Annotated in this window: 19 protein-coding genes; 8 read left to right on the forward strand and 11 right to left on the reverse strand. The window is 71.4% G+C overall.

Annotated elements, in window-relative coordinates:
* Positions 1–12 precede the first annotated feature (12 nt).
* Positions 13–564 (reverse strand): GNAT family N-acetyltransferase, encoded by a 552-nt coding sequence (locus ACFRMN_RS18990; protein WP_383020747.1) that lies wholly within the window; start codon positions 562–564, stop codon positions 13–15.
* Between the two features lie 209 nt (positions 565–773).
* On the opposite strand from ACFRMN_RS18990, the gene ACFRMN_RS18995 reads away from it, so the two are divergent.
* Positions 774–2612 (forward strand): acyl-CoA dehydrogenase, encoded by a 1839-nt coding sequence (locus ACFRMN_RS18995; RefSeq protein ID WP_383021045.1) that lies wholly within the window; start codon positions 774–776, stop codon positions 2610–2612.
* Between the two features lie 41 nt (positions 2613–2653).
* On the opposite strand, the gene ACFRMN_RS19000 is transcribed toward ACFRMN_RS18995, so the two are convergent.
* The 9 genes from ACFRMN_RS19000 to ACFRMN_RS19040 form a co-directional block, all read right to left on the reverse strand.
* Positions 2654–3586, reverse strand: a complete 933-nt coding sequence (locus tag ACFRMN_RS19000; RefSeq protein ID WP_383020749.1) for an LD-carboxypeptidase — start codon at positions 3584–3586, stop codon at positions 2654–2656.
* Complete coding sequence (locus ACFRMN_RS19005) at positions 3583–5607, reverse strand: prolyl oligopeptidase family serine peptidase (protein ID WP_383020752.1); 2025 nt, start codon at positions 5605–5607, stop codon at positions 3583–3585. The genes ACFRMN_RS19000 and ACFRMN_RS19005 overlap by 4 nt, the downstream gene beginning before the upstream one ends.
* A gap of 11 nt (positions 5608–5618) precedes the next feature.
* Positions 5619–6956 (reverse strand): M20/M25/M40 family metallo-hydrolase, encoded by a 1338-nt coding sequence (locus tag ACFRMN_RS19010; RefSeq protein ID WP_383020755.1) that lies wholly within the window; start codon positions 6954–6956, stop codon positions 5619–5621.
* 1 nt (position 6957) lies between these two features.
* Entirely contained in the window at positions 6958–7791 is an 834-nt protein-coding gene (locus tag ACFRMN_RS19015) for a M55 family metallopeptidase (protein ID WP_383020758.1), read from the reverse strand.
* A 44-nt stretch (positions 7792–7835) separates the two neighbouring features.
* Positions 7836–9869: a GTP-binding protein gene (locus ACFRMN_RS19020; RefSeq protein ID WP_383020759.1), complete on the reverse strand. Its 2034-nt coding sequence runs from the start codon at positions 9867–9869 to the stop codon at positions 7836–7838.
* A 187-nt stretch (positions 9870–10056) separates the two neighbouring features.
* On the reverse strand, positions 10057–10776 hold the full coding sequence (locus ACFRMN_RS19025; protein WP_383020761.1) for a class I SAM-dependent methyltransferase: 720 nt from the start codon (positions 10774–10776) through the stop codon (positions 10057–10059).
* Positions 10777–10891: 115 nt separating this feature from the next.
* On the reverse strand, positions 10892–13345 hold the full coding sequence (locus ACFRMN_RS19030) for a SpoIIE family protein phosphatase (protein WP_383020764.1): 2454 nt from the start codon (positions 13343–13345) through the stop codon (positions 10892–10894).
* Between the two features lie 135 nt (positions 13346–13480).
* On the reverse strand, positions 13481–15871 hold the full coding sequence (locus ACFRMN_RS19035) for an MFS transporter (protein ID WP_383021047.1): 2391 nt from the start codon (positions 15869–15871) through the stop codon (positions 13481–13483).
* Positions 15872–16264: 393 nt separating this feature from the next.
* Complete coding sequence (locus ACFRMN_RS19040) at positions 16265–16720, reverse strand: SRPBCC family protein (protein ID WP_383020766.1); 456 nt, start codon at positions 16718–16720, stop codon at positions 16265–16267.
* A 137-nt stretch (positions 16721–16857) separates the two neighbouring features.
* Here ACFRMN_RS19040 and ACFRMN_RS19045 point away from each other — a divergent pair, with 137 nt between their 5' ends.
* The 6 genes from ACFRMN_RS19045 (at position 16858) to ACFRMN_RS19070 (ending at position 22927) form a co-directional block, all read left to right on the forward strand.
* Positions 16858–17943 (forward strand): Rv2578c family radical SAM protein, encoded by a 1086-nt coding sequence (locus ACFRMN_RS19045; protein ID WP_383020769.1) that lies wholly within the window; start codon positions 16858–16860, stop codon positions 17941–17943.
* A gap of 142 nt (positions 17944–18085) precedes the next feature.
* Positions 18086–19135: an alpha/beta hydrolase gene (locus ACFRMN_RS19050; RefSeq protein ID WP_383020771.1), complete on the forward strand. Its 1050-nt coding sequence runs from the start codon at positions 18086–18088 to the stop codon at positions 19133–19135.
* Complete coding sequence (locus ACFRMN_RS19055; protein ID WP_383020774.1) at positions 19128–20294, forward strand: acyltransferase; 1167 nt, start codon at positions 19128–19130, stop codon at positions 20292–20294. Before ACFRMN_RS19050 ends, ACFRMN_RS19055 begins: the two co-directional genes overlap by 8 nt.
* A gap of 10 nt (positions 20295–20304) precedes the next feature.
* Positions 20305–21597 carry a sensor histidine kinase gene (locus ACFRMN_RS19060; RefSeq protein ID WP_383020777.1) on the forward strand — a complete coding sequence of 431 codons (1293 nt, stop codon included), beginning with the start codon at positions 20305–20307 and terminating at the stop codon, positions 21595–21597.
* The gene (locus tag ACFRMN_RS19065) at positions 21594–22271 is read left to right on the forward strand and encodes a response regulator (protein WP_383020779.1); all 678 of its coding nucleotides are present in this window, start codon (positions 21594–21596) and stop codon (positions 22269–22271) included. Before ACFRMN_RS19060 ends, ACFRMN_RS19065 begins: the two co-directional genes overlap by 4 nt.
* 107 nt (positions 22272–22378) lie before the next feature.
* Positions 22379–22927, forward strand: a complete 549-nt coding sequence (locus ACFRMN_RS19070; protein ID WP_383020782.1) for a GNAT family N-acetyltransferase — start codon at positions 22379–22381, stop codon at positions 22925–22927.
* Here ACFRMN_RS19070 and ACFRMN_RS19075 read toward each other — a convergent pair.
* The gene (locus tag ACFRMN_RS19075; RefSeq protein WP_383020783.1) at positions 22876–23442 is read right to left on the reverse strand and encodes an adenylosuccinate lyase; all 567 of its coding nucleotides are present in this window, start codon (positions 23440–23442) and stop codon (positions 22876–22878) included. The two genes, ACFRMN_RS19070 and ACFRMN_RS19075, sit on opposite strands and share 52 nt — an antisense overlap.
* 396 nt (positions 23443–23838) lie before the next feature.
* On the opposite strand from ACFRMN_RS19075, the gene ACFRMN_RS19080 reads away from it, so the two are divergent.
* Entirely contained in the window at positions 23839–25620 is a 1782-nt protein-coding gene (locus ACFRMN_RS19080; RefSeq protein WP_383020786.1) for a 3-hydroxyacyl-CoA dehydrogenase family protein, read from the forward strand.
* Positions 25621–25721 lie beyond the last annotated feature (101 nt).

The raw sequence follows: 25721 nt of genomic DNA on the forward strand, positions 1-25721 counted from the left end.
GGACCAGGACGCTCAGCCGGCCCGGTCCACCATCTCCGCGGTGATCGCCCAGCGTTCGTGGTCGCGCCACGCGCCGTCGACATGGAGGAAGTCCGGCGAGTACCCCTCCAGCCGGAAGCCCACGCGCCGGACGAGCGCGAGGGACGCGGTGTTCGTGGGCTGCACATTGGCCTCCAGCCGGTGCAGCTCCAGCGGGCCGAACGCGTGCCGTACGACCAGCCCGAGCCCTTGCGTCATCAGGCCCCGGCCCGAGGCGTGCGCGAAGGCGCCGTATCCGATCGCGCCGCACCGGAAGGCGCCGTGGACGATGTTGTTGATATTGACGAAGCCCGCGATCCCGCCGTCCTCGCGGGCACAGACGAGATAGCCCTCCCTGGCGGGGTCCTCGATGAGCCGGCCCGCGTAGTCGGCGTACCCCTCCGCGTCGGCCGGCGGGAACAGCCAGGGACTGTGCAGCTCCTGGCTCTCGCGGACACGCGCCGTGAACTCGTCGGCGTCCTCCTGGCGATAGGCGCGTACGAACGTGCGGGAGCCCTCGGCGAGCCGTTCGGGAAGGTCGGGCATCGCGCCAGCCTAGACGAGTCGTTCCGAAGCAGCGTCGTCCGCCCCCAGGGGCAGACGGGACTTCGGAATGACTCGTTCAGCGTGGCCCCGACCCGGACGATCATGGTGGCTCGGAAGGGAGTTCGCCAGACGTTCCCGGCCCCAACCATGCGTGTTGATCATCACACCGGACGTGACTGTTCGCTGGGTTAGCGTTCCGCCCTGTGACTATGGTGACTTCCCCTTCCCCCCTTCCTCCTGTTCAGGACTACCCGGCCACCGCGGCGCTGACCCGGGCTCTCTTCGGCGATCGGTTCGAAGAGATCCACGAGCCGTGGCGCAAACTCTTCAGCACCGGGCCGTTCCGTTTTCGCGAGGGGCTGACACCGCAGGAGCGTGCCGCGCTGTCCTACGAGCGGCTGCGGCTCGTCAATGACGCGATCGAGGACCCCGTGGATCTCGTCGTCGACGTGGAACGGCTCAGCGCGCTCCACGAGTGGGCCGGCCCGGTGGACGCCGGATTAGCGACAGTCGCGAGCATCCACTACAACCTCTTCCTGGGCAGCCTCCTCGACCACGGACCGGGCGGGGGGCGTGATCTGCGGGCCTTCACCGAACTGCGGCGTACGGGTACGTTCCTGTGCACCGAGGCCGGACACGGCAACAGCGCCTCCCAGTTGGAGACGACCGCCACCTTCGACCCGGCGACCGGCGGCTTCGTCCTGCACACGCCGTCACCGGCCGCGGCCAAGTTCATGCCGAACACCAGCTCCACCGGCGGCCCCAAGACCGGGGTCGTCGCGGCCCGGCTGATCACGGACGGCAAGGACCGGGGCGTCTTCCTGTTCCTCACCCCGCTCAGCGACGACGCCGGGGGCCCGCTGCCGGGGGTGGAGATACGCAGGCTGCCGCAGACGGCCACCAGCCCGGTGGACCACTGCGTCACCTCCTTCGAGAACGTCCGGCTGCCCCATGACGCGCTCCTCCAGTCCGGCCATGGACGGCTCACCCGGGACGGCGTCTTCACCAGTGCGATCGGCAGCCCCCGCAAGCGTTTCCTGCACTCCATAGGCCGGGTCACCGCCGGCAAACTCTGCATGAGCGCCTACAGCCTCGGGGTCACCCGCCACGCGCTGGCCGTCGCCGTACGCCATGCCCACACCCGGCACACCTCCGGTGTCACCGCCGGGGGGAGCGTGCCGCTGTTCGCCCATCGCAGCCACCACACCCCGCTGCTCGACGCCCTCGCCACCACCTACGCCGCGACCCTGCTGCACCGCACCGCCGTGCGGCAGTGGACCGAGGCGACGGAGGCGGAGCGCGAGGACGGCGAGCGTCTGGCGGCCGTCGCCAAGGGCTGGATCACCTGGCGGGCCCGCGCCGTCATGACGGAGTGCCGCGAACGGTGCGGCGCCCAGGGGCTGTTCCTCGCCAACGGCATCGCCGGCCAGCTGACGGCCAATGAGGGAACCATCACCGCGGAGGGCGACAACCTTGTCATCTGGGTCAAGGCGGCCGGGGAGATGCTTCTCGGACACGTCACCCCGAAGCAGCCGAGCGCCCTCGCGCCCGAGGACCGGGAGCTGACGGACCCGGCCTTCCTCCAGGACCTCCTGGCGGACATCGAGAGCGTCTGGCATCAGCGGGCCAGGACCCGGCTGCGCGCGGGCAAGGCCGGCGACCCGCTCAACCGGTGGAATTCCACGGTCACTCCCGCCCTCGAACTGGTCGACGCGTACGCCCACCGCCGGGCCGCCGAGGCGCTGCTGACCGCCGCCGGCGACGAGGCCGCCGAGCCTTCGGCGCGGTATCTCCTGCACACCCTGCACCGGCTCTTCGCGCTGCGCCGGATCGCCGCCCACAGCGGGGACCTGCTGGCCGAAGGGCGGCTGACCGCCGACCAGGTGAGACGGCTCCCCGACGCGGCGGAGGACGCCGTTGTCGCGCTGGCTCCGCACGCCCCCGCGCTCACCCGCGGCTTCTCGATCGCCGACGAGGTCCTGCTCGACCACCCGATCAACCATCCGGAGGCCATGGGCCGCGACCTGGAGGCCCATACCGGCTCCTGAGCCTGCCGCCGCCCTCTCCCCAGCCGGCCGGCCCTTCCGCGTCAGAGGAGGGCGGGCACGTCCAGGGTGAGGGTGGCGCTCTCCGCGTCCAGTACGGCGGGCACACCCAGCGGCACGGTCAGGTTCGACTCGCCGTGGCCGAAGCCCAGTTCCTCCACGACCGGTACACCCAGCCCGCCGAGCCGGTCGAGCAGCAGCGTTCTGACGTCCTCGTACGGTCCGCACTCCGCCCAGGAGCCGAGGCCGATCCCCGCGACGCCGTCCAGCCAACCGGAGCGCAGCAGTTGGGTGAGGATACGGTCGAGACGGTACGGCTCCTCGCCGACGTCCTCGATCATCAGCAGCCCGCCCGCCGCCGAGGGGCGGGCGTCCGGGGTGCCGAGCTCGGCGGCGAGCAGGCTGACGCAGCCGCCGAGTGTGACGCCCGCGGCCCGGCCGGGGACCAGCCCCCGGGCGGTCTCCTGGCCGAGGGTGCGCACCGACTCGGGCTCGAAGAGCGTGGCGCGCAGCGACTCCTGTGTCCCGGGGTCCTTGAGGAAGGTCATCGCCGCGGTCATCGGACCGTGCAGGGTGACCAGGCCGAGGCGCCGGGCGAACGCCTCGTGCAGCGCGGTGATGTCGCTGTAGCCGACGAGGACCTTGGGGCCCGCGGCACGCATCGCGGTCCAGTCCAGCAGGTCGGCCATGCGCTGGGCGCCGTAACCGCCCCGGGCGCAGAGCACCGCCGAGACGGCCGGGTCGCACCAGGCGTCCTGGAGGTCGCGGGCGCGGTCCTCGTCCGTTCCCGCGAGATAACCGAGCCGGGGATGGACGTCCAGGACATGGGGTGCGACGACGGGATCGAGGTCCCAGCCGCGCAGGATGTCCAGACCGGCTTCCAGCCGCTCGGCGGGCACGGGGCCGCTGGGCGCCACGACGGCGACGCGGGCCCCGGGCCGCAGTCGCGCGGGCCGGGTCAGTGGGGTGAGCGTCATCCGCGGAACTCCAGCCGGGGGATGTCGGTACGGTCGATGCCGAAGGTCTGTGCGTACAGGGACAGTTCGGCCTCCAGCGCGCGGACCATCGTGTCGGCCCTGCGGAATCCGTGGCCCTCGCCCTCGAAGGCCAGATACGCGTGCGGTACGCCGCGTCCGGCCATCCTCTCCAGGAACCGTTCGCACTGCGCGGGCGGACAGATCACATCGTCGAGCCCCTGCAACAGCAGGAACGGCGCGCTGACGCGGTCGGCGTGGTGCAGCGGCGAGCGGTCCCGGTAGCGACCGGGGACCTCGGCGAGCGGGCCGACCAGCGATTCGAGGTACTGGGACTCGAAGTCATGGGTCTCGTCGGTGGCCCAGCCCAGGAGATCGAGGATCGGATAGCTGATGGTGCCGCAGGCGTAGACATCGGTGGAGGTGAGGGAGGCCGCGGTGGTCCAGCCGCCCGCGCTGCCGCCGCGTACGGCGAGCCGGGACGGGTCTGCGGTGCCCTCGGCGGCGAGCGCGGAGGCGACGGCCGCGCAGTCCTCCACATCGACCACGCCCCACTGCTCGCGCAGCCGGTCGCGGTAGGCCCTGCCGTAGCCGGTGGAGCCGCCGTAGTTGACCTCGGCGACGCCGATGCCGCGCGAGGTGAAGTAGGCGATCTCCAGATCGAGGACGAGCGGTGCGTGGCTGGTGGGCCCGCCATGGGCCCACACCACGTAGGGCGGTAGCTCTTTGTGGGGCGCGCTGTGATCGGGGCTGTGCGGCGGATAGATATGGGCGTGGATCTCGCGGTTGTCGGGCCCGGAGAAGGTACGGATCCGGGGCTCCGGGTAGTAGGCGGGGTCCACCGGGTCCCGGTGCGCCGCGCCGATCACCCGGGCGTGCCCCGTGCCGGTGTCCAGCTCCACGATCTCGTACGCGCTGCGCGGGCTGGCCGCGACACCGATCACACGGTCGCCCTGGACGGCGAGGGTGGCGGCCCATTCGGTCCAGGGCCCGGCGGCGTCCACCACTTCGCCGGTCGCGGGGTCGAGTACGCCGAGCGCGGTGGAGCCCTTGCCGTGGATGACGGCGATCAGCCCGTTGTCCATGGGATGGAACCACTGGAGGCCGATCTTCCAGAGCGGTCCGCCGAACTCCTCCCCGCGGCCGGGGCAGAGGCTGGTGCTCGGGATGACGCCAGGGGCCCGGTCCTGGCCTATGGCCTGTTCCAGGGCTTCCGGACGGATGCGCTGCACCTCCCACCAGCCGCTGATGTCGGAGACGAACAGCAGCGAGCCGTCCGGCGCCCAGTCGACCTGCGCGACCGATTCGTCGGTGTCCCCGACGACCGCCCTGACATCGGTGAAGGGGCCGCTCTCCGGCACGTCGCCGAGGATCACGACCGTGCCGTCCCAAGGCATCCGGGGGTGGTCCCAGGCGATCCAGGCGGCCCTGCGCCCGTCGGGCGAGAGCCGGGGCCCGGTGACGAAGCGGTGCCGGTCGTCGGAGAGCTCCCGTACGGCCGTACGGTCCTCGGCGGCCGAGCCGTCGAGCGGGACGGCCGCGATCACCCGTCGTACGTCGGTGGGCGCCTCGCCGGTGAACTCCTCAAGCACGCACCAGACTTCGCCGCGGTCGAGGAGGAGCAGCGGATCGGCCCAGCGCAGTCCGCCGCCGGTCGCGGACACCGGGGTGAGCGGCCGGGGTTCACCGCCGCCGTCCGGCTCGTACGCGTACAGCCGCTGGTCGGGGAAGTGGACGAAGACGACGAGCGGGCCGCCGTCGGGGCGGGTGGCACCGGCCCAGGGCACCCCGCCGTACTCGATGACCCGGCTGCGGACGTTCCACGGGGCCGCGAGCGGCGACTCCTCGGTGCCGTCCGCCCGCCGCCGTACGAGCGCGCGCCGGCCGGCCTCGGTGGGACGCGGCTCCGTCCACCACACCTCGTCGCCGACCACACCCACATACTCGGGGCGGCCGTCGTGCGAGGCGGCCAGCGCCGCGTCGATCGGTGACGGCCACGTTCCGTAGGCCCCCATGGACAGCATGGGTCACGCTCCTAAGCGGACTTCAGATAGTGATCGAGGACACGGACGCCGAAGTGCAGCGCCGAGACGGGCACCCGCTCGTCCACGCCGTGGAAGAGCGCCTGGTAGTCGAAGCCGGGGGGCAGCTTGAGCGGCGAGAAGCCGTAGCCGGTGATGCCGAGCCGGGAGAACTGCTTGGCGTCCGTCCCGCCCGACATGCAGTACGGCACCACATGCCCGGCCGGGTCGAAGCGCTCGACGGCGGCGCGCAGCTTGGCGAATGTCGGCGAGTCGACCGGCGCCTGGAGGGCCACCTCCCGGTGGTGGAACTCCCACTCCACGTCCGGTCCGGTGAGCTGGTCCAGGGTGGTACGGAACTCCTCCTCGCCGCCGGGCACCACGCGCCCGTCGACATAGGCGGTGGCCTGGCCCGGAATCACATTGACCTTGTAACCGGCTTCCAGGACGGTCGGGTTGGCGCTGTTCCTTATGGTCGCCTCGACCAGCGCGGCGGCCGGGCCGAGCTTGCCGAGCAGTCCGTCCGTGTCGAAGTCCTCGGCGTAGGGATCCGCGTCGATGCCGTGGAGCGCGGCGAGTTCGGCGAGGGCGGCCCGTACGGTCGGAGTGAGCCTGACCGGCCAGGGGTGGTTGCCGATCCTGGCGATGGCGGCGGCGAGCCTGCTGACCGCGTTGGTGTGGTTCACCTTGGAGCCGTGCCCGGCCCTGCCATGGGCGGTGAGCTTCAGCCAGCCGGTGCCGCGTTCTCCGGCGGCGATCGGGTAGAGCGCCATGCCGTGCCCGGCGTGGAAGGTGAAGGCCCCGGATTCGCTGATTCCCTCCGTGCACCCCTCGAACAGCTCCGGGTGCTGGTCGGCGAGGAATCCGGAGCCGTCCTCGGCGCTGGCCTCCTCGTCGGCGGTGTAGGCGAGCACGATGTCCCGGCGTGGCCGGATCCCGTCCCTGGCCCAGGCGCGGACGACCGACAGCACCATCGCGTCCATGTTCTTCATGTCGACGGCGCCGCGCCCCCACACGACCCCGTCGCGGACCTCACCGGAGAAGGGGTGCAGGGTCCAGTCGGCGGGCTCGGCGGGCACCACGTCCAGATGGCCATGGACGAGGAGCGCGTCGGCCGACGGGTCGGTGCCCTCGATCCTGGCCACCACATTGGTGCGCCCGGGGGTCCGCTCAAGCAGCGTGGGTTCGATCCCCGCGTCCGCGAGCCGCTCGGCGACGTATTCGGCCGCGGGACGTTCGCGGCAGTCCCCGCTTCCCCGGTTGGTGGTGTCGATGCGGATGAGATCCGAGGTGAACGAGACCACCTCGTCGAGCGCGGCCGCATCAGGGCCACCGCTGGTGTCAATTGTCATGTCAGCCATACTGCTCCTCCACGGCGGCCGAAACGATCGTGGTGACCGCTTTGAAGGTACGAATGGCCTCATACATCGTCCCGCTGGTGTACGCGACCTTGCGCTCCCCGCTGGGGGCCACGCCCGGTACGACCGTGGCGACGGCGGAGAGATGGGCGGCGTCGAACTCCATCTCGACGGTGAACGGGCCGCCGGTGGCCGGTTCGTGCCGTCCGGCGAGGGCCGTTGCCTCCTTGGCGGCCGCGCGGATGTCCGCGGCGGTACGGGCCGGGGTCCGGCAGACGGCCGCGTACCGCGAGACATGGTCCTTGACGGCGACCTTGCGGGCGTCCGGCGCGTAGCCCTCCGCGTCCGCGCAGGTCAGATCGTCGCCGGTGACCAGCACCACGGGGACCCCGTACTCCGCGGCCACCTGCGCGTTCAGCAGCCCCTCACTGGCGCGGGTGCCGTTCAGCCACACTCCGGTCAGGGAATTGGCGAGATAGGTGTGCGCGAGCACGCCTTCCGTACCGGCGCCGGTGTGGTAGCCGACGAAGGCGATGCCGTCGACGTCCCCGTGCTGGACGCCCTCGACCATGGAGAGCGACTTATGACGGCCGGTCAGCATCTCGGCGCGGTCGTCGAGCCGTTCCAGCAGCAGATTGCGCATGCTCCAGTGCGCCTCGTTGATCAGCACCTCGTCCGCGCCGCCGTCGAGGAAGCCGAGCACGGCGGCGTTGACATCGGAGGTGAACAGGGAGCGGCAGCGTTCCCACTGCGGTGTGCCGGGCAGCACATCGGCCGGCCAGGTCACCCCCGTGGCGCCCTCCATGTCGGCGCTGATCAGGATCTTCACTGGTGCTCCGTTCTCCACGGGGAGGGGTGGTCGTCGGCGGGACATTACACCCGTCTTACGACATGCAGCAGATACTGCTTGCGGTTGAGCGGATTGTGGTCCGTTCTGGGCCGGGCCGGGATCGTGTCGCGGACCGCTTGATAGTGGTCGAAGGAGGCTTCGAGCACACCTTCGCCACTGGTCAGCGTAGGCAGCCGCTGTTCCAGCTCATGCACCCGGGCCGCCGGAATCTCCCCTTCCAGCAGATACGAGGAGCCGTTGGCGGCCGAGGTGCGCGGGACGGCGCGCAGCCGCCCCAGGACGGGCAGTACGGCGCCGAGCGCGTCCGCCGGGAGGTCGAGCCGGAAGCGGTGCATCGGCTCGTACACCGTGGTCCCCGCCCGTTCCAGCGCGCTCATCAGTACCAGCGGGGTGAGATGGCGGAAGTCGCCGCCGGTGCTCGACATGCTCTTGTCGAAGACGCCGTGGGAATGGCTCTGCCGGGGCGCGTAGCCGGAGTGCGTCATGGTCACCACGCAGTCGGTGACCTGCCAGCCGTGGATCCCCTGCCGCAGCGACTCCTTCACGGTGTCCTCCACGGCCTTCATGAACGCGTACGGCATCGACCCCAGCTCGACCTCCAGCCGGAATTCCACGCCCGACCCCACGGGGGCGGGATCGACACGCAGCCCGACGGTCGCGAGAAAGGGATTGGGGTCCTTTCCCATGATCTCGACGGCCGCTCCGCTGCCGGCGGGCCGTTCCACACAGATCGTCGTGGTCTCGCGGAATGTGACGTCGACCCCGAATTCATCCAGCAGTGTCGCCTGGATGACCTCTTTCTGCACCTCGCCGTAGAGAGAGACGGAGATTTCCCGTCGAATCGGGTCCTGCCGAAGATTGATCAGCGGGTCCTGCTCGGCGAGTTGGGTGAGCGCGGAATGCAGCGCGCCCTTGTCGGCGGCGCGGCAGGGCACGACGACTGTTTCCAGTGTCGGCGGGGAGAAGAACCGGCGCTCCGCGTGAGTGGTGCGCGGAATTCCGATCTCGTCGCCGATCCGGATGTCGCCGAGACCCCAGAGCTTCCCGATCCGCCCGGCGGAGACCGACGCGCGCCGGACGGCGGATCCGCGGTCGAACACACTGATCGCGGTGACCTTGTCCTCCTCGTCCGGTGCCTGGTTCGCCGTATCGCTCGCCGTGTCGCTCTGAGCGGTGCGGTGGAATCGCAGCAGGTCTCGCGTCCTTACCGTGCCCGAGAACATCCGTACGTATGCGATCTTCTCCCCGGCGGGCCCCCGTTCCATCTTGAAGACCGTGCCGGAGACGGGCCCTTCGGGATCGCCCCCGGCCCTGGGCAGCAGCTCCTTGATCCCGGCCATGAGCGCGTCCACGCCCGCGCCGGTGATCGCCGAGCCGAAGTAGACCGGGTGGACGAGCGCCCGTCCGGTGTGGGTGGCCAGCTCTTCGCGCAGCCGGTGGTACGGGAGCGCCGCCGCGTCGTCCACGTACGCGGCCAGCAGGGCGTCGTCGTGGTCGGCGAGCAGCTCGGCGAGTCCCGAGGTGAACGCGGCGTCGCCGGCGCCGTACGGCACGGGCAGCGCGTCGCGTGTCCCCAGACCGGTGGCCGAGCCCATCGCGATCACCGACGGGGAAAGCTTCTCGGCGATGCCACGCAGTACCTGTTCGTATCGCGCGCCGGTGCGGTCGATCTTGTTGACGAAGATCAGGGTGGGAATGCGCAGCCGCCGCAGCGTCCGCATGAGCACCCGGGTCTGTGCCTGAACGCCTTCGACGGCGGAGATGACCAGCACGGCGCCGTCGAGCACGCCGAGGACCCGTTCCACTTCGGCGATGAAATCCGGGTGGCCGGGGGTATCGATCAGATTGACCGTGGTGTCGCCGACGACGAACGATACGACGGCGGATTTGATGGTGATGCCGCGCCGTCGTTCCAGCGTCAGGGAATCCGTCTGGGTGCTGCCGTCATCGACACTGCCGATCTCGTCGATGACACCGGCGGTGAAGAGCAGCCGCTCGGTCAGACTTGTCTTACCGGCGTCGACATGCGCCAGAATTCCCAGGTTCAACGTACTCATGGAGCGTCATGTCCTCTAGATAGGTGATGGTGACCTTCTGGATGGGCATAGACGCTCGGCGCATAATCTTCTCCTTGATCAATCGGCTGTCGCGGGGAGTACAGCAGAAGCCGCCCCGGACAGCAACTCAATTCCGGGGCGGCTCGGCGGCCGTTCAGCGAAGTCGGGGCTCGGGAAGCGGCGCGGCTCACTCGCGGGCGAGGATGTACCACCGGGCCGGCAGATCGATCCGGGTGCCGTCCGGCAGCCGTTCCGTCTGGACCAGCGCGGTGTCCCCGTCCGCCAGGATCCGCAGCCCCGCCGCGCGCAGCAGCTCGGGCACTTCCTCGTCCCCGGCGCCGGCCGGCTTGAGTCCGTGGTCGAAGACCCGCCGCAGCTTGGGGGGCGGGCCGCCCGGCCCCGCCGCGGCTTCCTTGAGGACCACCTTGGAGGCACTGGTCAGTTCGGCGACGAACGCCCGGCCGCGCTCCCCCAGCAGCTCCGCGACCGCGCGCGCCACCGCCGGCCGGTCCTGGGGCTCGCTCTGGTGGATGACCGCGCGCATATAGACATTGGTGTCGCCCGTACGCTCCCGGAGCGCCCGCACCGCGTCGTGGTCCACCAGATTGATCTGCTCGAACTCCGCGGCCTTCCCGGTGTCGGCGCGCCGCGCGTGCTCGATCGCCGCGTACGACAGGTCCACCCCGATCGCCCGCGCGAAGCGGGTGGCCAGATAGCGGGTCTGGGTGCCGTTGCCACAGCCGAGGTCGACCACGGGCAGGGTGGCGTCGGCGTACGGCAGCAGCAGTTCACTGTCCGGTACGGAGGTGAACGACGGGTCGGAGTCCCAGATCGCCTCGCCCGGCGTATCGGAGGTCTTCGCCCAGAAGCCTTCCCATGCCTCGCGGTACCGCTGCGACACATCCATGTACGGGCCTCCCCTGTTCCGGCCCGCCGAAGGCGAGCGGTGGAAGACCGGACTACCGTCCCGGCGGGGCGGCGGGGAAGAGGGCGGACGCTTCTTTCGGCTTCCGTTCGCTCTTTCAGCTTCCGTTCGACCGCGCCCGCGCCTTTTGCGCGAGAGCTTGTTCGAACCAGACCGTCTTGCCGTGCGCCGAGCTGCTGGTGCCCCACTCCCGGGCCAGCGTGCTCACCACGCGCAGTCCGCGCCCGAACTCGTCGTCCCGGCCCGCGTCGAGCAGGGCGGCGGGGGCCGGCTCGTCGTCGATGACCTCGCACAGCAGCGCGTCCGTACGGACCAGCCGCAGCCCGACCCGCCGGGACCGCGCGTGCTTCATGGCGTTGGTGACCAGTTCGCTGACCATCAACTGGGCCGTCTCCACCGCTGCCGGCAGCTCCCAGTCGAGCAGTTGCCCGCGCACCAGCCGTCTGGCCCTGGCCACCTCGCGCGGGTCCAGGGCGAGGTGGAACTCCGCGACGTCCCTGTCCGGGATGCCGTTCAGCCTGGCCATCAGGAGCGCCACATCGTCCTTGCGCCCCTCGTGGGTGTTGAGCGCGCGGATGATGGTGTCGCAGGCTTCGTCCATCGAGGCGGCGGGGTGCGCGGCGGAGGCGCAGAGCGCGGCCAGGCCGTCCCCGATGTCCGCCCCGCGCACCTCGACCAGACCGTCGGTGCAGAGCACCAGCCGGTCGCCGGGCCTCGCTTTCACGGTCGCGGTCTCGAAGGCCACTCCGCCCACCCCTATGGGGGCTCCGGTCGGCAGTTCGAGCACTTCGGCCCTGCCGTCCTCCGCACGCACGAGCACGGGCGGGATATGCCCGGCGTTGGCGATCTGGAGCTCGGACCTGATCGGGTCGTACACCGCGTACAGACAGGTCGCCAGATACAGTTCGCCGAGCCGCTGAGCCAAGTCGTCCAGATTGCGGAGCAGTTGGGCGGGCGGCACCTCCATGGCCGCCATGGTCTGTACGGCGGTGCGCAACTGCCCCATCATCGCGGCGGAGTTGAGCCCATGGCCCATCACATCGCCGACGACCAGGGCGGTGCGCGAGCCGGGCAGTTTGACGGCGTCGAACCAGTCGCCGCCGATCCGGCCGAGCCGGGTGCCCGGCAGATAGCGGGTGGCGATGTCGCACCCCGCCATGTGCGGCGGGACCCGCGGCAGCATGCTGTCCTGAAGGGTCTCGGCGACATTCTCCTGGTACGTGTACATCCGGGCGTTGTCGAGTACGAGCCCGGCGCGGGCGGCGAGTTCCGCACCGGTCGTCCGGTCCATGCCGTCGAACGGCTGCCGGTCGGGCCGTCGCATCAGCACCATGAACCCGAGCACCACGTCACGCGCCTTCAGCGGGACGAGGAGCATCGACCGGTTGTTGATCAGGGGGCGCAGATCGCGCTTCTCGAACTCGCCCGAGATCCGGTCGCCCGCCTCCTCGCTGAGCCGCGGGATGAGCACCGGCTCGCCGGTGACCATGCACTGGAAGAACGGCGTGTGTTCGGGGAAGGCTATGGCCTCGCCGACGGGCACGGTGTCGTCCCAGCGGCCCGGTTCGTCGTTGTGCTCGACCCAGACCCGGTGCCAGACGGTGGTCGCGTCGGGCGGTCCGTCCGGGAACCCCTCCCCGGCGAGTACGGCGGCGCGCAGATGCGTCCCCGCGAAGTCGGCGAAGCGGGGCACGGCGGCGCTGGTGACCTCGCGGACGGTACGGGCCAGATCCAAGGACGAGCCGATCCGGCCGCTGACCTCGTTCAGGAACTCCAACCGCTCGCGCACCGCCGCGTATTCGAGGTCCAGCTCCGGACGGGGCGCCGCCCGCCGCCGGGACTCCCCGCCCCCGGCCACCGGCTCCGTCACACCGCTCCGGCCCTCGGGCCGCCTCGGCACACCCCAGTCGGGGGTGACGGGCACCCGGTCGTGGTGGCTGAACTCCAGGGCCGGATAGCCGAGGTCGAGTACCTGCGCGACGATGCGACTGGATTCGGCCGGGCCCATGTTCGGCAGAATGTCCGGCAGCCGCCGGGCCAGCGTCTCGGCGCCGGGGAGCTCGGCGTGCAGGGCGAAGACCGGGGAGATCCGCCGGGTGTCGGCCCGGCCGTCGGCGTCGTCCCGCTTGAACTGGACCGTGTTCGCGGCGAGTACGAGATGACGCCCGGGTCCCGGGCCGATCAGCGGATACGCCCACCACACCACGTCGAGCCGGTCGCGCCCCCGCTCCGAGAGCGTCGCGCGCCCGGCGGTCGCGTAGGAGCCCCGGCCGTGCAGCTCAGGTCCGCCCTCGGTGACGGGGTCGGTGTCGGTGTCGTACATGCCGTGCGCCACGCCGCGTTCCTCCGCGGCGAGGGCACCGGCGACCGGCATCAGATCAGTGGCGGGCTGACCGATCGCCTCGTCCTTCGAATGGCCGAAAAGTCTCCGTGCGCCGGTCGACCAGTGCGAGACCAGGCCGTCCCCGTCCACGACGACCACAGCGAGCGGAATCCGGCCGTCCGCGGCGGGCCGCTGCCGCGACGGTCCCGGCGGAACACCACTGTCCATGGGTGGGAGGCTCCTTCCCTGCCGCCAGGATCCGCGGCTCCGCCCTCCACGGTACGGCCCTGCGCGGGGGATGCGCCGGGCAATGAACTAATCAGTAGTGCGCCCGCGCACAACCCCCTATTGACTGAAATTCAGTCAGTCCTCGTGGCCGAGCAGGAGATCGCGTTCGGTACGTCCGCCGCCCGCCACCTGGAGCACGGTGGCGACCGGCGGATAGCCCGCGGCGATCACCGTGTACTCACCCGAGGAGAGATCAACGAACCGGAAAGTGCCGTCGGTATTGGTGGTGAGGGTGTCCACCACATTGCCCGCCGCGTCGAGCAGGGTGACCCGGGCGTCCTCGACGGGACGGCCGCCCCCGGCGCGTACGGTGCCGCGCAGCACCGCCCCGCCGGCCAGCTCGATGTCCTGCCTGGTCTCCCGGGACGCCTGCACACTGACCGGCAGCGCGGCGGGCCGGAAGGCGGGGGCGCTCGCGGCCAGGGTGTACTCGCCCGCCACCAGCTCCGAGATCACATACGAGCCCTCGCGCCCACTGCGGGTGCTCGCCACCACCTCGCCCCGTACATCCGTGAGGGTCACGGCGGCGTCCCGTACCGGCGTGCCGTCCGCGGTGAGCACGGCCCCGGCGAGCCGCCCGGCGCCGCCGAGGACCACGTCCAGTTCGACGGGGCGTTCGCCGACGGTCACGGTGACGGCCTGGGGCTGATGCCCGCCGGCCGCCGCGATCATCACATACGAACCGGAGCCCGGCACGCTCAGTGCGTACCGTCCGTCCTCACCGCTCGCGCCGCGCCCGATCTGCTTGCCGTGGACATCGATGAGGGTGAGGGCGGCGCGGGGCACGGTGGAGCCGTCGTAGTGCTGCACGGTGCCGCACACCGCGACACCCGAGATGTACGGGGCCGGCGCCGGCGCGGCGGGGATGCCGGGGGCGGAGGCGCTGCGCGCGGCGGGGACGGTGCCGGACTCGGCGGCCGAGACGTTCTGGGACACCAGTGGTTTCTCCTTGAGGAAGAAGGCGATCAACAGGCCGAGGACGAGCACCGGCACGAGATAGAGGAAGATCCGCGGCATGGCGTCCGCGTACGCCTGGATATAGCCGTCGCGCAGCGCGGGCGGCAGCGCGTGGACCGCCTGCGGGGTGATGGACTCGGCGTCGGGGAGTCCGCTGCCCGCGGGGACACGGTCGGCGAGGGCGTCGGCGAGCCGGTTGGCGAAGAGCGTGCCGAAGATCGCGGCTCCGACACTGCCGCCGATCTGCCGGAAGTAGTTGTTGGCGCTGGTGGCGGTGCCGAGGTCGGCGGGTGGTACGGAGTTCTGCACGGCGAGGATCAGTACGGGCATCACCAGCCCCATCCCGAGGCCGAGGATCGCCTGCGCGATCCCGCACTCCAGCTGTGACGTGTCGGTGTCCAGCCGGGACAGCAGCCACATCCCGGCCACCGAGAGTGCCCCGCCGAGCACCGGATAGATCTTGTAGCGGCCGGTACGGCTGATGAGATGGCCGGAGACGATGGAGGCGATGACGACGCCGCCCATCATGGGCAGCATCAGCAGACCGGACTCGGTGGCGCTGGCCCCGTCGACCATCTGGAGATAGGTCGGCAGATAGCTGGCGGCGCCGAACAGCGCCACACCGACCACCGCCCCGACGAGGCCGGTGATATTGAAGACGGAGTCGCGGAACAGCCGCAGCGGAATGATCGGTTCGACGGCAAAGTGCTCAACGACCAGGAAGAGCAGGGCCGTTCCCGCGGCGCCCGCGGCCAGTCCGAGGATGACGCGTGAGCCCCAGGCGTACTCCGTACCGCCCCAGCTGGTCAGCAGCACCAGACAGGTGGACGAGGCGGCGAGCAGCAGCGCGCCCAGGACGTCGAGACGGGCACGGGTGGTGGGTTTGGGGAGCTTGAGTACGACGGTGACGACGGCGAGCGTGACCAGACCGAAGGGCACATTGATGTAGAAGCACCAGCGCCAGGAGACATGGTCGGTGAAGAATCCGCCGAGCAGTGGACCGGCCACGGACGCGAGACCGAAGGCCGCGCCGATCAGCCCCATGAAGCGCCCGCGCTCCCGGGGCGGCACGATATCCGCGATGATCGCCTGGACGCCGATCATGAGCCCGCCCGCGCCGATGCCCTGGATGGCGCGGAAGGCGATGAGTTCGTCCATGGTGCGCGACCAGCCGGCCAGCGCGGAGCCGATGACGAAGACGACGATGGCGAACTGGAAGACGCCCTTGCGGCCGAAGAGGTCGCCGAGCTTGCCGTAGATCGGCAGTCCGACCGTGGCGGTGAGCAGATACGCGGTGATCGCCCAGGACATCCGGTCCAGGCCCTGGAGTTCACCGACGATCTTCGGCAGCGCGGTGGCCACGATCATCTGTTCCAGCGCGGCCAGCAGCAGGGCGAGCATCAGCCCGACGAAGACCAGTCGCACCCGGCGGGGGCTGAGGGCTTCGGCGGGGGCCGCGCCGCCCTCGGGCGGGGGCGGGGGCGGGTCCGCCGTGGCGGGTGTGGGCAGCGACGCGGCCTGTGCGGCCTCGTCGGCATCGTGCCCGACGCCGTTGCCGACGCTGTTCCCGACGCCGTTTCCGACGCCGTTTCCGACGCCGTTTCCGACGTCCTTCACCAGAGTGGTCCCGCCCACGTACTGCTCCCCTCGTCACACCTGCGCGGCGTCATTGTTCGCATTGCGCGCCAAGCAGGAGCAAGCGGGCCGCTCTCCCCTGAACGGGGTTGTGACGGGGGCGGGTTGACCGGTGGAGCTGACGCCGAGGCGCTCATCAGGGGCTTTCCCGCGACGCGTCGTGCGGGGGCACGCTACGGCGCCGCGGGGAAAACCACTCGAAACGGTGACCCCGGCAACTATCCGCCGGGGCCGGCCTCAACCAGCCTCGATCCGGGGGGACATGCCCTACGCGGCGCCGCCCTTCTCGGTCTCCTTGGCGAGCCTGGCGAGCACCTCGTCGTAGATGCGGGCCAGGCCCTTGGGGGCGAAGGTCCGCTCGAAGAAGCCGCCGATGCCGCCCGCGCCGTCCCAGACGGTGGTCACGACGGCCTTCGAGCTGCCCTCACCGGCGGGGGTGACGGTCCAGGTGGTGACCATGGAGGAGTTGCGGTCCTTCTCCACGAGCCGGCCGTCGTTGGGCTCGGTCACCTCCAGCAGACAGTCGCGGACGCGCTTGCTGGTGGCCTGGAGCCTCCAGTGGACCAGGGTGCCCTCGCCGTCGCCGCCCTCCCGCACCTCGTACTCGCTGAAGTGCCCGGGCAGAAGCTTCGCGCGGGTGTTCTCGTAGTCGGCCAGAGTATCGAACACCGTCTCCGGGTCCGCCGCGATGATTCGCTCCGTCGTGGCCTCGACCTGCGCCATGGCTCTTCCTCCAGCACTCGTTTTCCGGTGGGGTGCGGCCAGCCAACCACCCTCCGGCATGCCCGCCCAAATCGTGGTTGCGGCGATCAAGGGAACATGCGTTCTATTCTGTGGTCAGTGCTACCGAGGAGGCACCCATGCGCTGGGACAATCTGGTCGAGAACGCCTCGACGACCGGGCAGACCGGGCCGACCGGGGACATCACGCTCTTCGGTACGGACGCCGTGACCACCCGTACCTTCGACACGCCCGAATTCCGCGGCATCACCTTCCACGAGATCCGTGCCCGTTCGATCGTGAACCGGGTGCCCGGCGCGTCCCGTATGCCGTTCGAATGGACGGTGAACCCGTACCGGGGGTGCACACACGCCTGTGTCTACTGCTTCGCCCGCAAGACCCACAGCTATCTGGACCTCGACACGGGGCTCGGCTTCGACTCCCAGATCGTGGTCAAGATCAACGCACCGGAGCTGGTACGCCGCCAGCTGGGCTCCCGCCAGTGGCAGGGGGCCCATATCGCGATGGGCACGAATGTCGACTGCTACCAGCGGGCGGAGGGGCGCTACCGGCTGATGCCGGGCATCATCACGGCCCTGCGCGACCACGCGAACCCCTTCTCCATCCTCACCAAGGGCACACTGATCCTGCGCGATCTCGAACTGCTGCGGCAGGCCGCCGCCGTCACGGAGGTCGGTGTCTCGGTCTCCGTCGGCTTTGTCGACCAGGAGCTGTGGCGCACGGTCGAACCGGGCACGCCCTCGCCCGAGCGCCGTCTCGACGTCGTACGGACGATGAGTGACAACGGCATCGGCTGCGGGGTGCTGATGGCGCCCGTGATCCCCTTCCTGGGCGACGGTCCCGACCAACTGCGCGCGACGGTACGCGCGATCGCCGCCGCCGGCGCCACCTCCGTGACCCCGCTCGTCCTGCATCTGCGGCCGGGCGCGCGCGAGTGGTTCATGGCCTGGCTGACACGGCACCACCCCCATCTGGTGGCGCGGTACGAGCGGCTGTACGCGGAGGGGGCGTACGCGCCCAAGTGGTACCAGCGCCGGATAACCAAGCAGGTGCATGAACTGGCCGACGAGTTCGGCATCGGTCCGGCGAGCCGGGGCGAGGCCCGGCGGATCACCGTGCCGCGGGACCCGGACCTCCCGGGCCTGCCGATCAGGCCGGTGGCCGCGGGCCCCGCACCGGGCGCCACCCAGCTCACGCTGCTGTGACCTCCGCATCGCCCGTGCTACCCGTAGTACTTCGGAGCTACGCGGTCGGTGCGCTCCCCGGCGGGACGCCGGCTACCCGGCCCGATCCATAACTTCCTTACCGGAAGCACACACGCCCTTCGGTAAGTGAGGACCATCCACCATGGAGTCCCGCCCGCGCGACAGCGGACCGCGCAGCAACGGCCGCCGGCACCGCACTCTGCTCGCCGCGCTCATCACCGCGTCACTGGCGGTGCCGGTGTCGGGCGCGGCCCGCCCCGCCGCCGTCCCCGCTCCCGCGCCGGTCGTCCTCGCTCCGTTGCGGGCCGCGACGCCGGCCGCCCTCGCCGAGCGGTACGCCGTCAACCTCGCCGGAATCCGGGCGGCGGGCCGCATGGCCGCCGACCACGGCGACCGGAGGCGGGCCGCCGCGCTGCGCGCCATGGCGGACCCGGCGCGCCGGTTCCTCACCTTCGACGGCCGCGACGGCGGCCGCGCCGCCGAGGTCTTCGGCGATCTGTCGCGCGCCGAGCGGATCGCCGTGCTGGTGCCTGGCTCGGACACCAGCCTCGACGCGTACGGGCGTTTCCGGGCCGGAGCCGCCACGCTCCAGCGGGAGTTGGGCGACGGAGCCGCCGTCATCGCCTGGCTCGGCTTCGAGACGCCAGGCACGGTGAGCGCCGAGGTGCTGACCCCAGGGCGGGCCGTCGACGCGGCTCCCCGTCTCCAGCGCTTCGTACGTGAGCTGAGCGCCGCCAGGCCCTGTCTTCAACGTCCCGCCTGCTCGACGACGCCCGGCAAGATCGGCCGGACAGGGCCTGGGCCCACCGCCCGGATCTCCCTGCTCTGTCACTCCTACGGGTCGGTCGTCTGCGCGCGGGCCGCCTCGGGCCTGCCGGTCGCGGACATCGTCCTGTACGGGAGCCCCGGCACCGGCGTCGACACCGTCGGCCAGTTGCGCACCCGGGCCACCGTCTGGGCGGGCCGGGGCGCCGATGACTGGATCGCCGACGTGCCGCATGTGCGGCTCCCGCTCCTGTTCACCACCGTCGGGTTCGGCACCGACCCGGTGTCGGAAGCGTTCGGCGCGCGCGCCTTCGACGCGGGCGGCGGCGGCCACAGCGACTACCTGAAGCCGGGGTCCACGTCCCTGCGGAACCTCGCCCGGATCGTCTCGGGACAGCCCCCGTCCGAGGGCGGCCGCCATGCGTGAGCTGATCCGGCGGATCGACTCCGCCACCCCGCCCGACCGCGACCGCGCCGTCGACACCCTGCGCGCCCTGTCCATCCTGGGTGTCGTGCTCGGCCACTGGCTGGTGACCGCCCTGGTCGCCGACAGCGGTACGGTGCGCGGCGCGAGCCCGCTCCAGTTCCTGCCCCAACTGACGCCGATATCCTGGGTGTTCCAGACTCTCGCCGTGTTCTTCCTGGTCGGCGGGCAGGTGGGCGCGCGGAGTTACGCGTCGGCGCGCGCCCGGGGTACGGCGTACGGGAAGTGGCTCGGCGCCCGGATGGCGCGGCTGTTCGGGCCGGTCGCCGCCGTGCTGGTGGTGTGGGCGGTGGCGGCGGGCGTGATGCTCGCCTCGGGCGTTGGGCTCGATACCGTACAGACGCTGTTCAAGCTGGTGCTGTCGCCGCTCTGGTTCCTCCTGGTCTTCGCGGCCTTGACGGCGGCGACCCCGCTGGTCGCGAGGGTGCATCCGCTGTGGCCGCTCGCGGTGGTGCTGTACGTGGACCTGTTCCGGTTCGGCTTCGAGGCACCCCGTTGGCTCGGCTGGGTCAATCTGGCCGCGGGCTGGCTGGTGCCGTACTGCCTGGGGGCGCGGTGGGCGCGGCGCGGGCTGCCGGGGCGCCCGACCGGATGGGCGCTGTTCGCGGGTGGTGGGGCCGCCGGCGTCTGTCTCGTCCTGTGGGCGGGCTACCCGGCTTCCATGGTCGGGGTGCCGGGCGCCGGGATCTCCAACCTCAACCCGCCCACCCTCGCGGCCGTCACCTTCGGCCTCGCCCAGTGCGGGGCGGCCCTGCTGCTGCTCGGCCCGCTGCGCCGGCTGGTCGCGCGGCCCGCCGCCTGGGCGGCGGTGGCGCTGGTGAATATGTCGGCGATGACGGTCTTCCTCTGGCACCAGACGGCGATGATCGCCGTCACCGCCCTCGGCTTGCTCGCGGGCGCTCCGCTGCCCGGTCTGCACACCGCGCCCGACGGGCCCGGCTGGGTGCTCGCCCGGCTCGCCTGGCTGCCGGTGTTCGCGGTGGCTCTGCTGGTGTGCTGGACGGCGTTCCGTACGTACGAACAGAGGCGGGCGCCGCGGGGGAGCGGCCGGATCGTGTACGAGGGGCGTCCCGCCCAGGAGGCGACGGTGCGGCGTGTCTAGGGTGAATTCCGTGAAGTGGGATGTGGTGAAGCTCCTGCGAGCGGCGGCGCGCGCGCTGCGCGAGGACCTGCTGACGTCGGCCGCCGCCCCACTGCGGCGCGTGGGGCGGCAGCGCTGGCTGGATTGGCTGCCGGTGCTCGCGGTACCGCTGGTGCTGGGAGCGGTGCTCCTCCTCGCCATCAACACGAACCAGTACGCCTTCCAGTACCGGATGGGCGTACCCACCGCTCTGGTGCTCGCCGGAGTCCAGTCGGCGGCGCTCATCGGCGCGCTGTTCCGGCCGATCCTGGCCTGGTGGGCGTCGATCGCCGCGATGGTGGGGCTCGCGCGGTTCGCGGACCCGTTCGTCGTCGGCACGATGTTCCCCTGGACCGGCACCCAACTCGCCATGCATGCCGGGGTGCTGTTCCTGGTGGCGCTGCGGGTGCGCCCCCGGGCCTCGGGCGAGGTGCTGGTGATCAGTGCGCTCACGGGACTGGTCTGCGGCCCGTTGTTCTCCGGCCGCCCCGGCGACTTCCGCCCCGTCGCCGCGGTCCTCACGGTCGCCGTGGTGGTCGGCGCTCTGCTGCGCGGCCGTCGGGTGGCCCGTACGGAACTGGTCGTCCAGGAGGAACTGACCGCCGAGGAGCGGGCCAAGCGCACCCTGCTCGAAGAGCGCAATCGGATCGCTCGCGAGCTGCACGACGTGGTCGCCCACCACATGTCGGTCATCTCCATCCAGGCGCAGGTGGCCCCGCACCTGGTCGAGAACCCGTCCGAGGAGCTGAAGGAGAATCTCGCGGGCATCCGGAAGAACGCGGTCGACGCGCTCACCGAACTGCGCCGGGTGCTCGGCGTACTGCGCTCCGAGGACGCCCTGTCGGAGGGCGTACGACACGCCCCGCAGCCGACCCTCGACCGGCTCGACGAGCTGGTCGGCACGGTGCGCGGAGCCGGGGTCACCGTCACCGGACGGACCACGGGAGAGCCACGGCCACTACCGCCGGGCGTCGAGCTCTCGGCGTTCCGTATCGTGCAGGAGGCACTCAGCAACGCGATGCGCCACGCGCCGGGGGCGGAGGTGCGGGTGACGATCGGGTACCACCCGTCCGTCGTCACGGTCCAGGTCACCAACACCGCGCCGCACGGGGTCGCCGGTCCCGCCGAGCGCCTGGGACACGGGCTGCTCGGCATGCGCGAGCGAGCTGCCATGCTGGGCGGCGAACTGGCCGCCGGGCCGCTGCCGGACGGTGGCTACGAGGTGACCGCGACGCTCCCCGTGGCGAGTTCCGCTCTGCCCGCTTCCACGAAGGACGACGCATGACCAGCGGCACCATCCGTGTTCTGATCACCGACGACCAGATGATGGTCCGCCAGGGCTTCACGGTGCTGCTCAACGCCGAGCCCGGCATCGAGGTCGTCGGCCAGGCCGTGGACGGCCTCGACGCCATCGCCAAAGTCGCCGAACTCACCCCCGACGTCGTCCTGATGGACATACGGATGCCCGGACTCGGCGGTATCGAGGCGACGCGCCGCATCACGGAACCGCCCGGCGCCACCGTCAAGGTCCTCGTCCTGACCACGTTCGACCTCGATGAGTACGTGTACGAGGCGCTGCGCGCGGGCGCGTCCGGATTTCTGCTGAAGGACGCCTCCGCCGCCGAACTCGCCCAGGCGGTACGGGTGGTGGCGGACGGCGACGCCCTGCTCGCCCCCAACATCACCAAGCGCCTGATCGCCGAGTTCTCCCGGATGACGGGCGCCCCCCGCGCCCCGCTCAAGAGCCGCGTCGGCGACCTGACGGAACGCGAGACCGAGGTCCTGTCGCTGATCGCGCAGGGCCTGTCCAACGCGGAGATCGCCGGGCGTCTGGTGGTGGCGGAGCAGACCGTGAAGACCCATGTGAGCCGGATCCTGGTCAAGCTGGGTCTGCGCGACCGCACCCAGGCGGCGGTCTTCGCGTACGAGACGGGGTTGGTGCGCCCGACCGGATACTGACCCGGTGGCCCCTCGTGGTCCGTTGTCAGTGGCGTCGGCGAGGATGAAGCCATGACGGAACTCACTCATCTGCGCTCCCCCGCCGGAGTCGCACCGGAGCGCGTGCGATGACGGTCCCTGTCCGGGAGATGACCGTCAACGACTGCGAGGCGGTCGCGACGGTCCGGGTGCGGGGCTGGCGCCACGCGTACGCCGGGCTGATACCGCGGGCGTATCTCGACGCGATGAGCGTCGAGGAGGACGCCGTGAGACGTCGCGCGCATCTCGCCGAGGGGGGGCGCCGGGTGGTCAATCTGGTGGCGGAACACGCGGGCCGGGTGACCGGATGGGGCTGTTACGGGCCGGGCCGCGACGCGGACGCGCCTGCCGGGTCCGCCGAGCTGTACGCGCTCTATGTGGCGCCGGAGCGGCTTTCCACCGGGACCGGCCGCGCGCTGCTGGACGAGCTGACCACCCGGGCGGCCGAGGCCGGCTACCAGGACATGCGGCTCTGGGTCCTCGCCGGGAACGAGCGCGCCCGGCGCTTCTACGCGAAGGCGGGGTTCGCGCCGGACGGAGCGGCCGAGCCGTTCGAGGTGGGCGGGGTGTCCGTACCGGAGGTGCGTTACGCGAGGCGGCTGAGCGCGGCGGCCGCGGCGGCGGCCAGCCTCGGGTGACACCGGGCGGCTTCCAGGGCCGGGCGCGCCCGGCCGTCGCCGAGCCGTCCCAGCCCCTCGACACAGGCGAGCGCCACCCGCCAGTACGGTTCGCCGGGGGCCAGCAGCCGTTCCAGTGTGCTGATCAGCGCCGGTACGGACTCGGGCGCGCGCAGTTCGGTGAGCAGCCGTACGGGGTGGAGCGCGTAGGCCGTGCGCAGCCCGTTGGTGGCGAGCGCGGCGGCGGCTCTGGGGGTGCGCGGGTCGCCGAGCCGTGCCAGCGCGTACGAGGCGGAGACACAGCGCTCGGGATCCCGGTGGTTGAGCAGCAGCACCAGTGTCTCGAAGGCCCGCCGGTCCCCCGAGCAGCCGAGTCTGAACGCCGCGATCTCCCGTGCCCACAGGGGCTGTTCGGGCGCGACGAGCACATCGGCCAGGGCCTCGGAATCCTCGGTGGCGATCAGCCGCTCGCAGGCGTCGGAGCCCCGGGACTCGTCCCGCACCCGGTCCGCGAGCGAGCGGAAGTCCTCGTCCATCTCTCCAGCGTATCGATCCGGGGTATCGCTGTGGGCACCAAGTAGCCTGCCCCACCGGCCACTTCGCGCCTGAACGAGCGATTCCGGCCGTCCGTGACCCAGCACACAGCGTCCCAGATATGGCGCGCTCGTTACTCGTCGGTTAGCCTCAGATGAGCGGATAACCTCCGCGGCTTTCGACGGCCTGGTGACGCAGCCGTCGTGAGCGCTGCTGTCGGTTCAGCACGGCCGTGTACGGCCGGTACGGCGTACGGCCTTCAGCGGGGATGTACGGCGTGACTCCGGGACAGAGTCCGCCGCCGCACCACCGCCGCACCACCGCGACCCGCACGCTCTCGCGCGCCCGGCGCTCGCCGCGCGCCCTCAGTCGTCACCCTCATCCCCTGGAGTCCCGTGATGGACATCCCTCTCTCCACCATCGCCGTCGTCGGCCTCGGCACGATGGGCACCGGTATCGCCGAGATCCTCACCCGGGCAGGACACGAGGTCATCGGTATCGACATCAGCGACGCCGCCGCCGTCCGGGCCGCCGGGGCGCTCGACACGTCCGCCGCGCGGGCCGTGGAGCGGGGGCGGCTCACCGAGGAGGAGCGGCGGACCTCGCTCGCGCGCTTCCGCACCTTCTCCGATCTGCGCGCCGCCGCCGACGCCGAGCTGGTGATCGAGGTCGTGCCGGAGTCGTACGAGACGAAGCAGCGGGTCTTCCGCGCGCTGGACACGATCGTCAGCCCCACCACGATCCTGGCGACCGGCACCAACGCGCTGTCGGTGACCCGGCTGGCCGCCGACTCCGCGCACCCCGAGCGCGTGCTCGGTCTGCACTTCTTCAACCCCGCGCCGGCGATGAAGCTGGTCGAGGTGGTCTCCTCGGTCCTCACCTCGCCGCAGGCGGTCGCGGCCGTCACGGCGCTCGCCCGGGAGCTCGGCAAGGAGCCGGTCGCGGTGGGCGACCGGCCCGGTTTCGTGGCGGACGGGCTGCTCTTCGGCTATCTCAACCAGGCCGCCGCCATGTTCGAGGCGAAGTACGCCTCCCGCGAGGACATCGACGCCGCGATGCGGCTGGGCTGCGGACTGCCGATGGGGCCGCTCGCCCTGCTCGATCTGATCGGGGTCGACACCGCCCGTACCGTGCTGGAGGCGATGTACGCGGCGTCGCACGACCGGCTGCACGCGCCCGCGCCGGTGCTCGGCCAGCTCAGCGAGGCCGGGCTGACCGGCCGTAAGTCCGGGCGCGGTTTCTATACGTACGAGGCGCCCGGCAGCGGCACGGCCGTGCCGGACGCGCTCACCCCGCGGCCCGGCCGGGAGGGCGGCGCCGGGCGTTCCGTCCGTTCGGTGGGGGTGGCGGGCTCGGGCACGATGGCGAGCGGTATCGCCGAGGTCTTCGCCAAGGCGGGATACGACGTCGTGCTCGCCGCCCGTGGCCCGGAGAAGGCGGCGGGCGCCCTGTCCCGTATCGCGAAGTCCCTGGCCCGCTCGGTCGACAAGGGGCGGATGACGGAGGAGGCGCGGGCCGAGACGCTGGCGCGGATCACCCCGGCCGGTTCGCTCGACGCGCTGTCCGAGGTGGATCTCGCCGTCGAGGCCGTGGCGGAGGACCTGGAGGTCAAGCAGCGGCTGTTCGCCACACTCGACAAGGTCTGCCGGCCGGGCGCGGTGCTGGCCACCACGACCTCGTCCCTCCCGGTGATCGCCTGTGCCCGCGCGACCTCGCGCCCGCGGGATGTCGTCGGAATGCACTTCTTCAATCCGGCCCCGGCGATGAAGCTGGTCGAGGTGGTCCGTACGGTCCTCACCTCCGACGAGACCGTGGCCACCGTCCACGCCGTGTCCACGGCCGTCCGCAAGCACCCGGTGGACTGCGGCGACCGCGCCGGTTTCATCGTCAACGCGCTGCTCTTCCCGTATCTGAACAACGCGATCAAGATGGTCGAGGAGCACTACGCGTCGCTGGACGACATCGACGCCGCGATGCGGCTCGGCGGCGGCTATCCGATGGGGCCCTTCGAACTCCTCGATGTGGTCGGCCTCGATGTCTCGCTGGCCATCGAACGGGTCCTGCACCGCGCTTTCCGGGACCCGGGGCTGGCCCCGGCGCCGCTGCTCGAACATCTGGTGGCCGCGGGCTGCCTCGGCCGCAAGACGGGCCGCGGCTTCCGCGAATATGCCCGGCGCTGACTCCGGCGCTTACGCCGGCGCCGGAGCCGACCCCCGCACCGGCGCGGGCCGGGGCGGGCTGCTCGGTCCATCGGACCGGACGCCGGACAAGGCGGCGTCCG

The sequence above is a fragment of the Streptomyces sp. NPDC056835 genome, assembly GCF_042789485.1.
Lineage (GTDB): Bacteria > Actinomycetota > Actinomycetes > Streptomycetales > Streptomycetaceae > Streptomyces.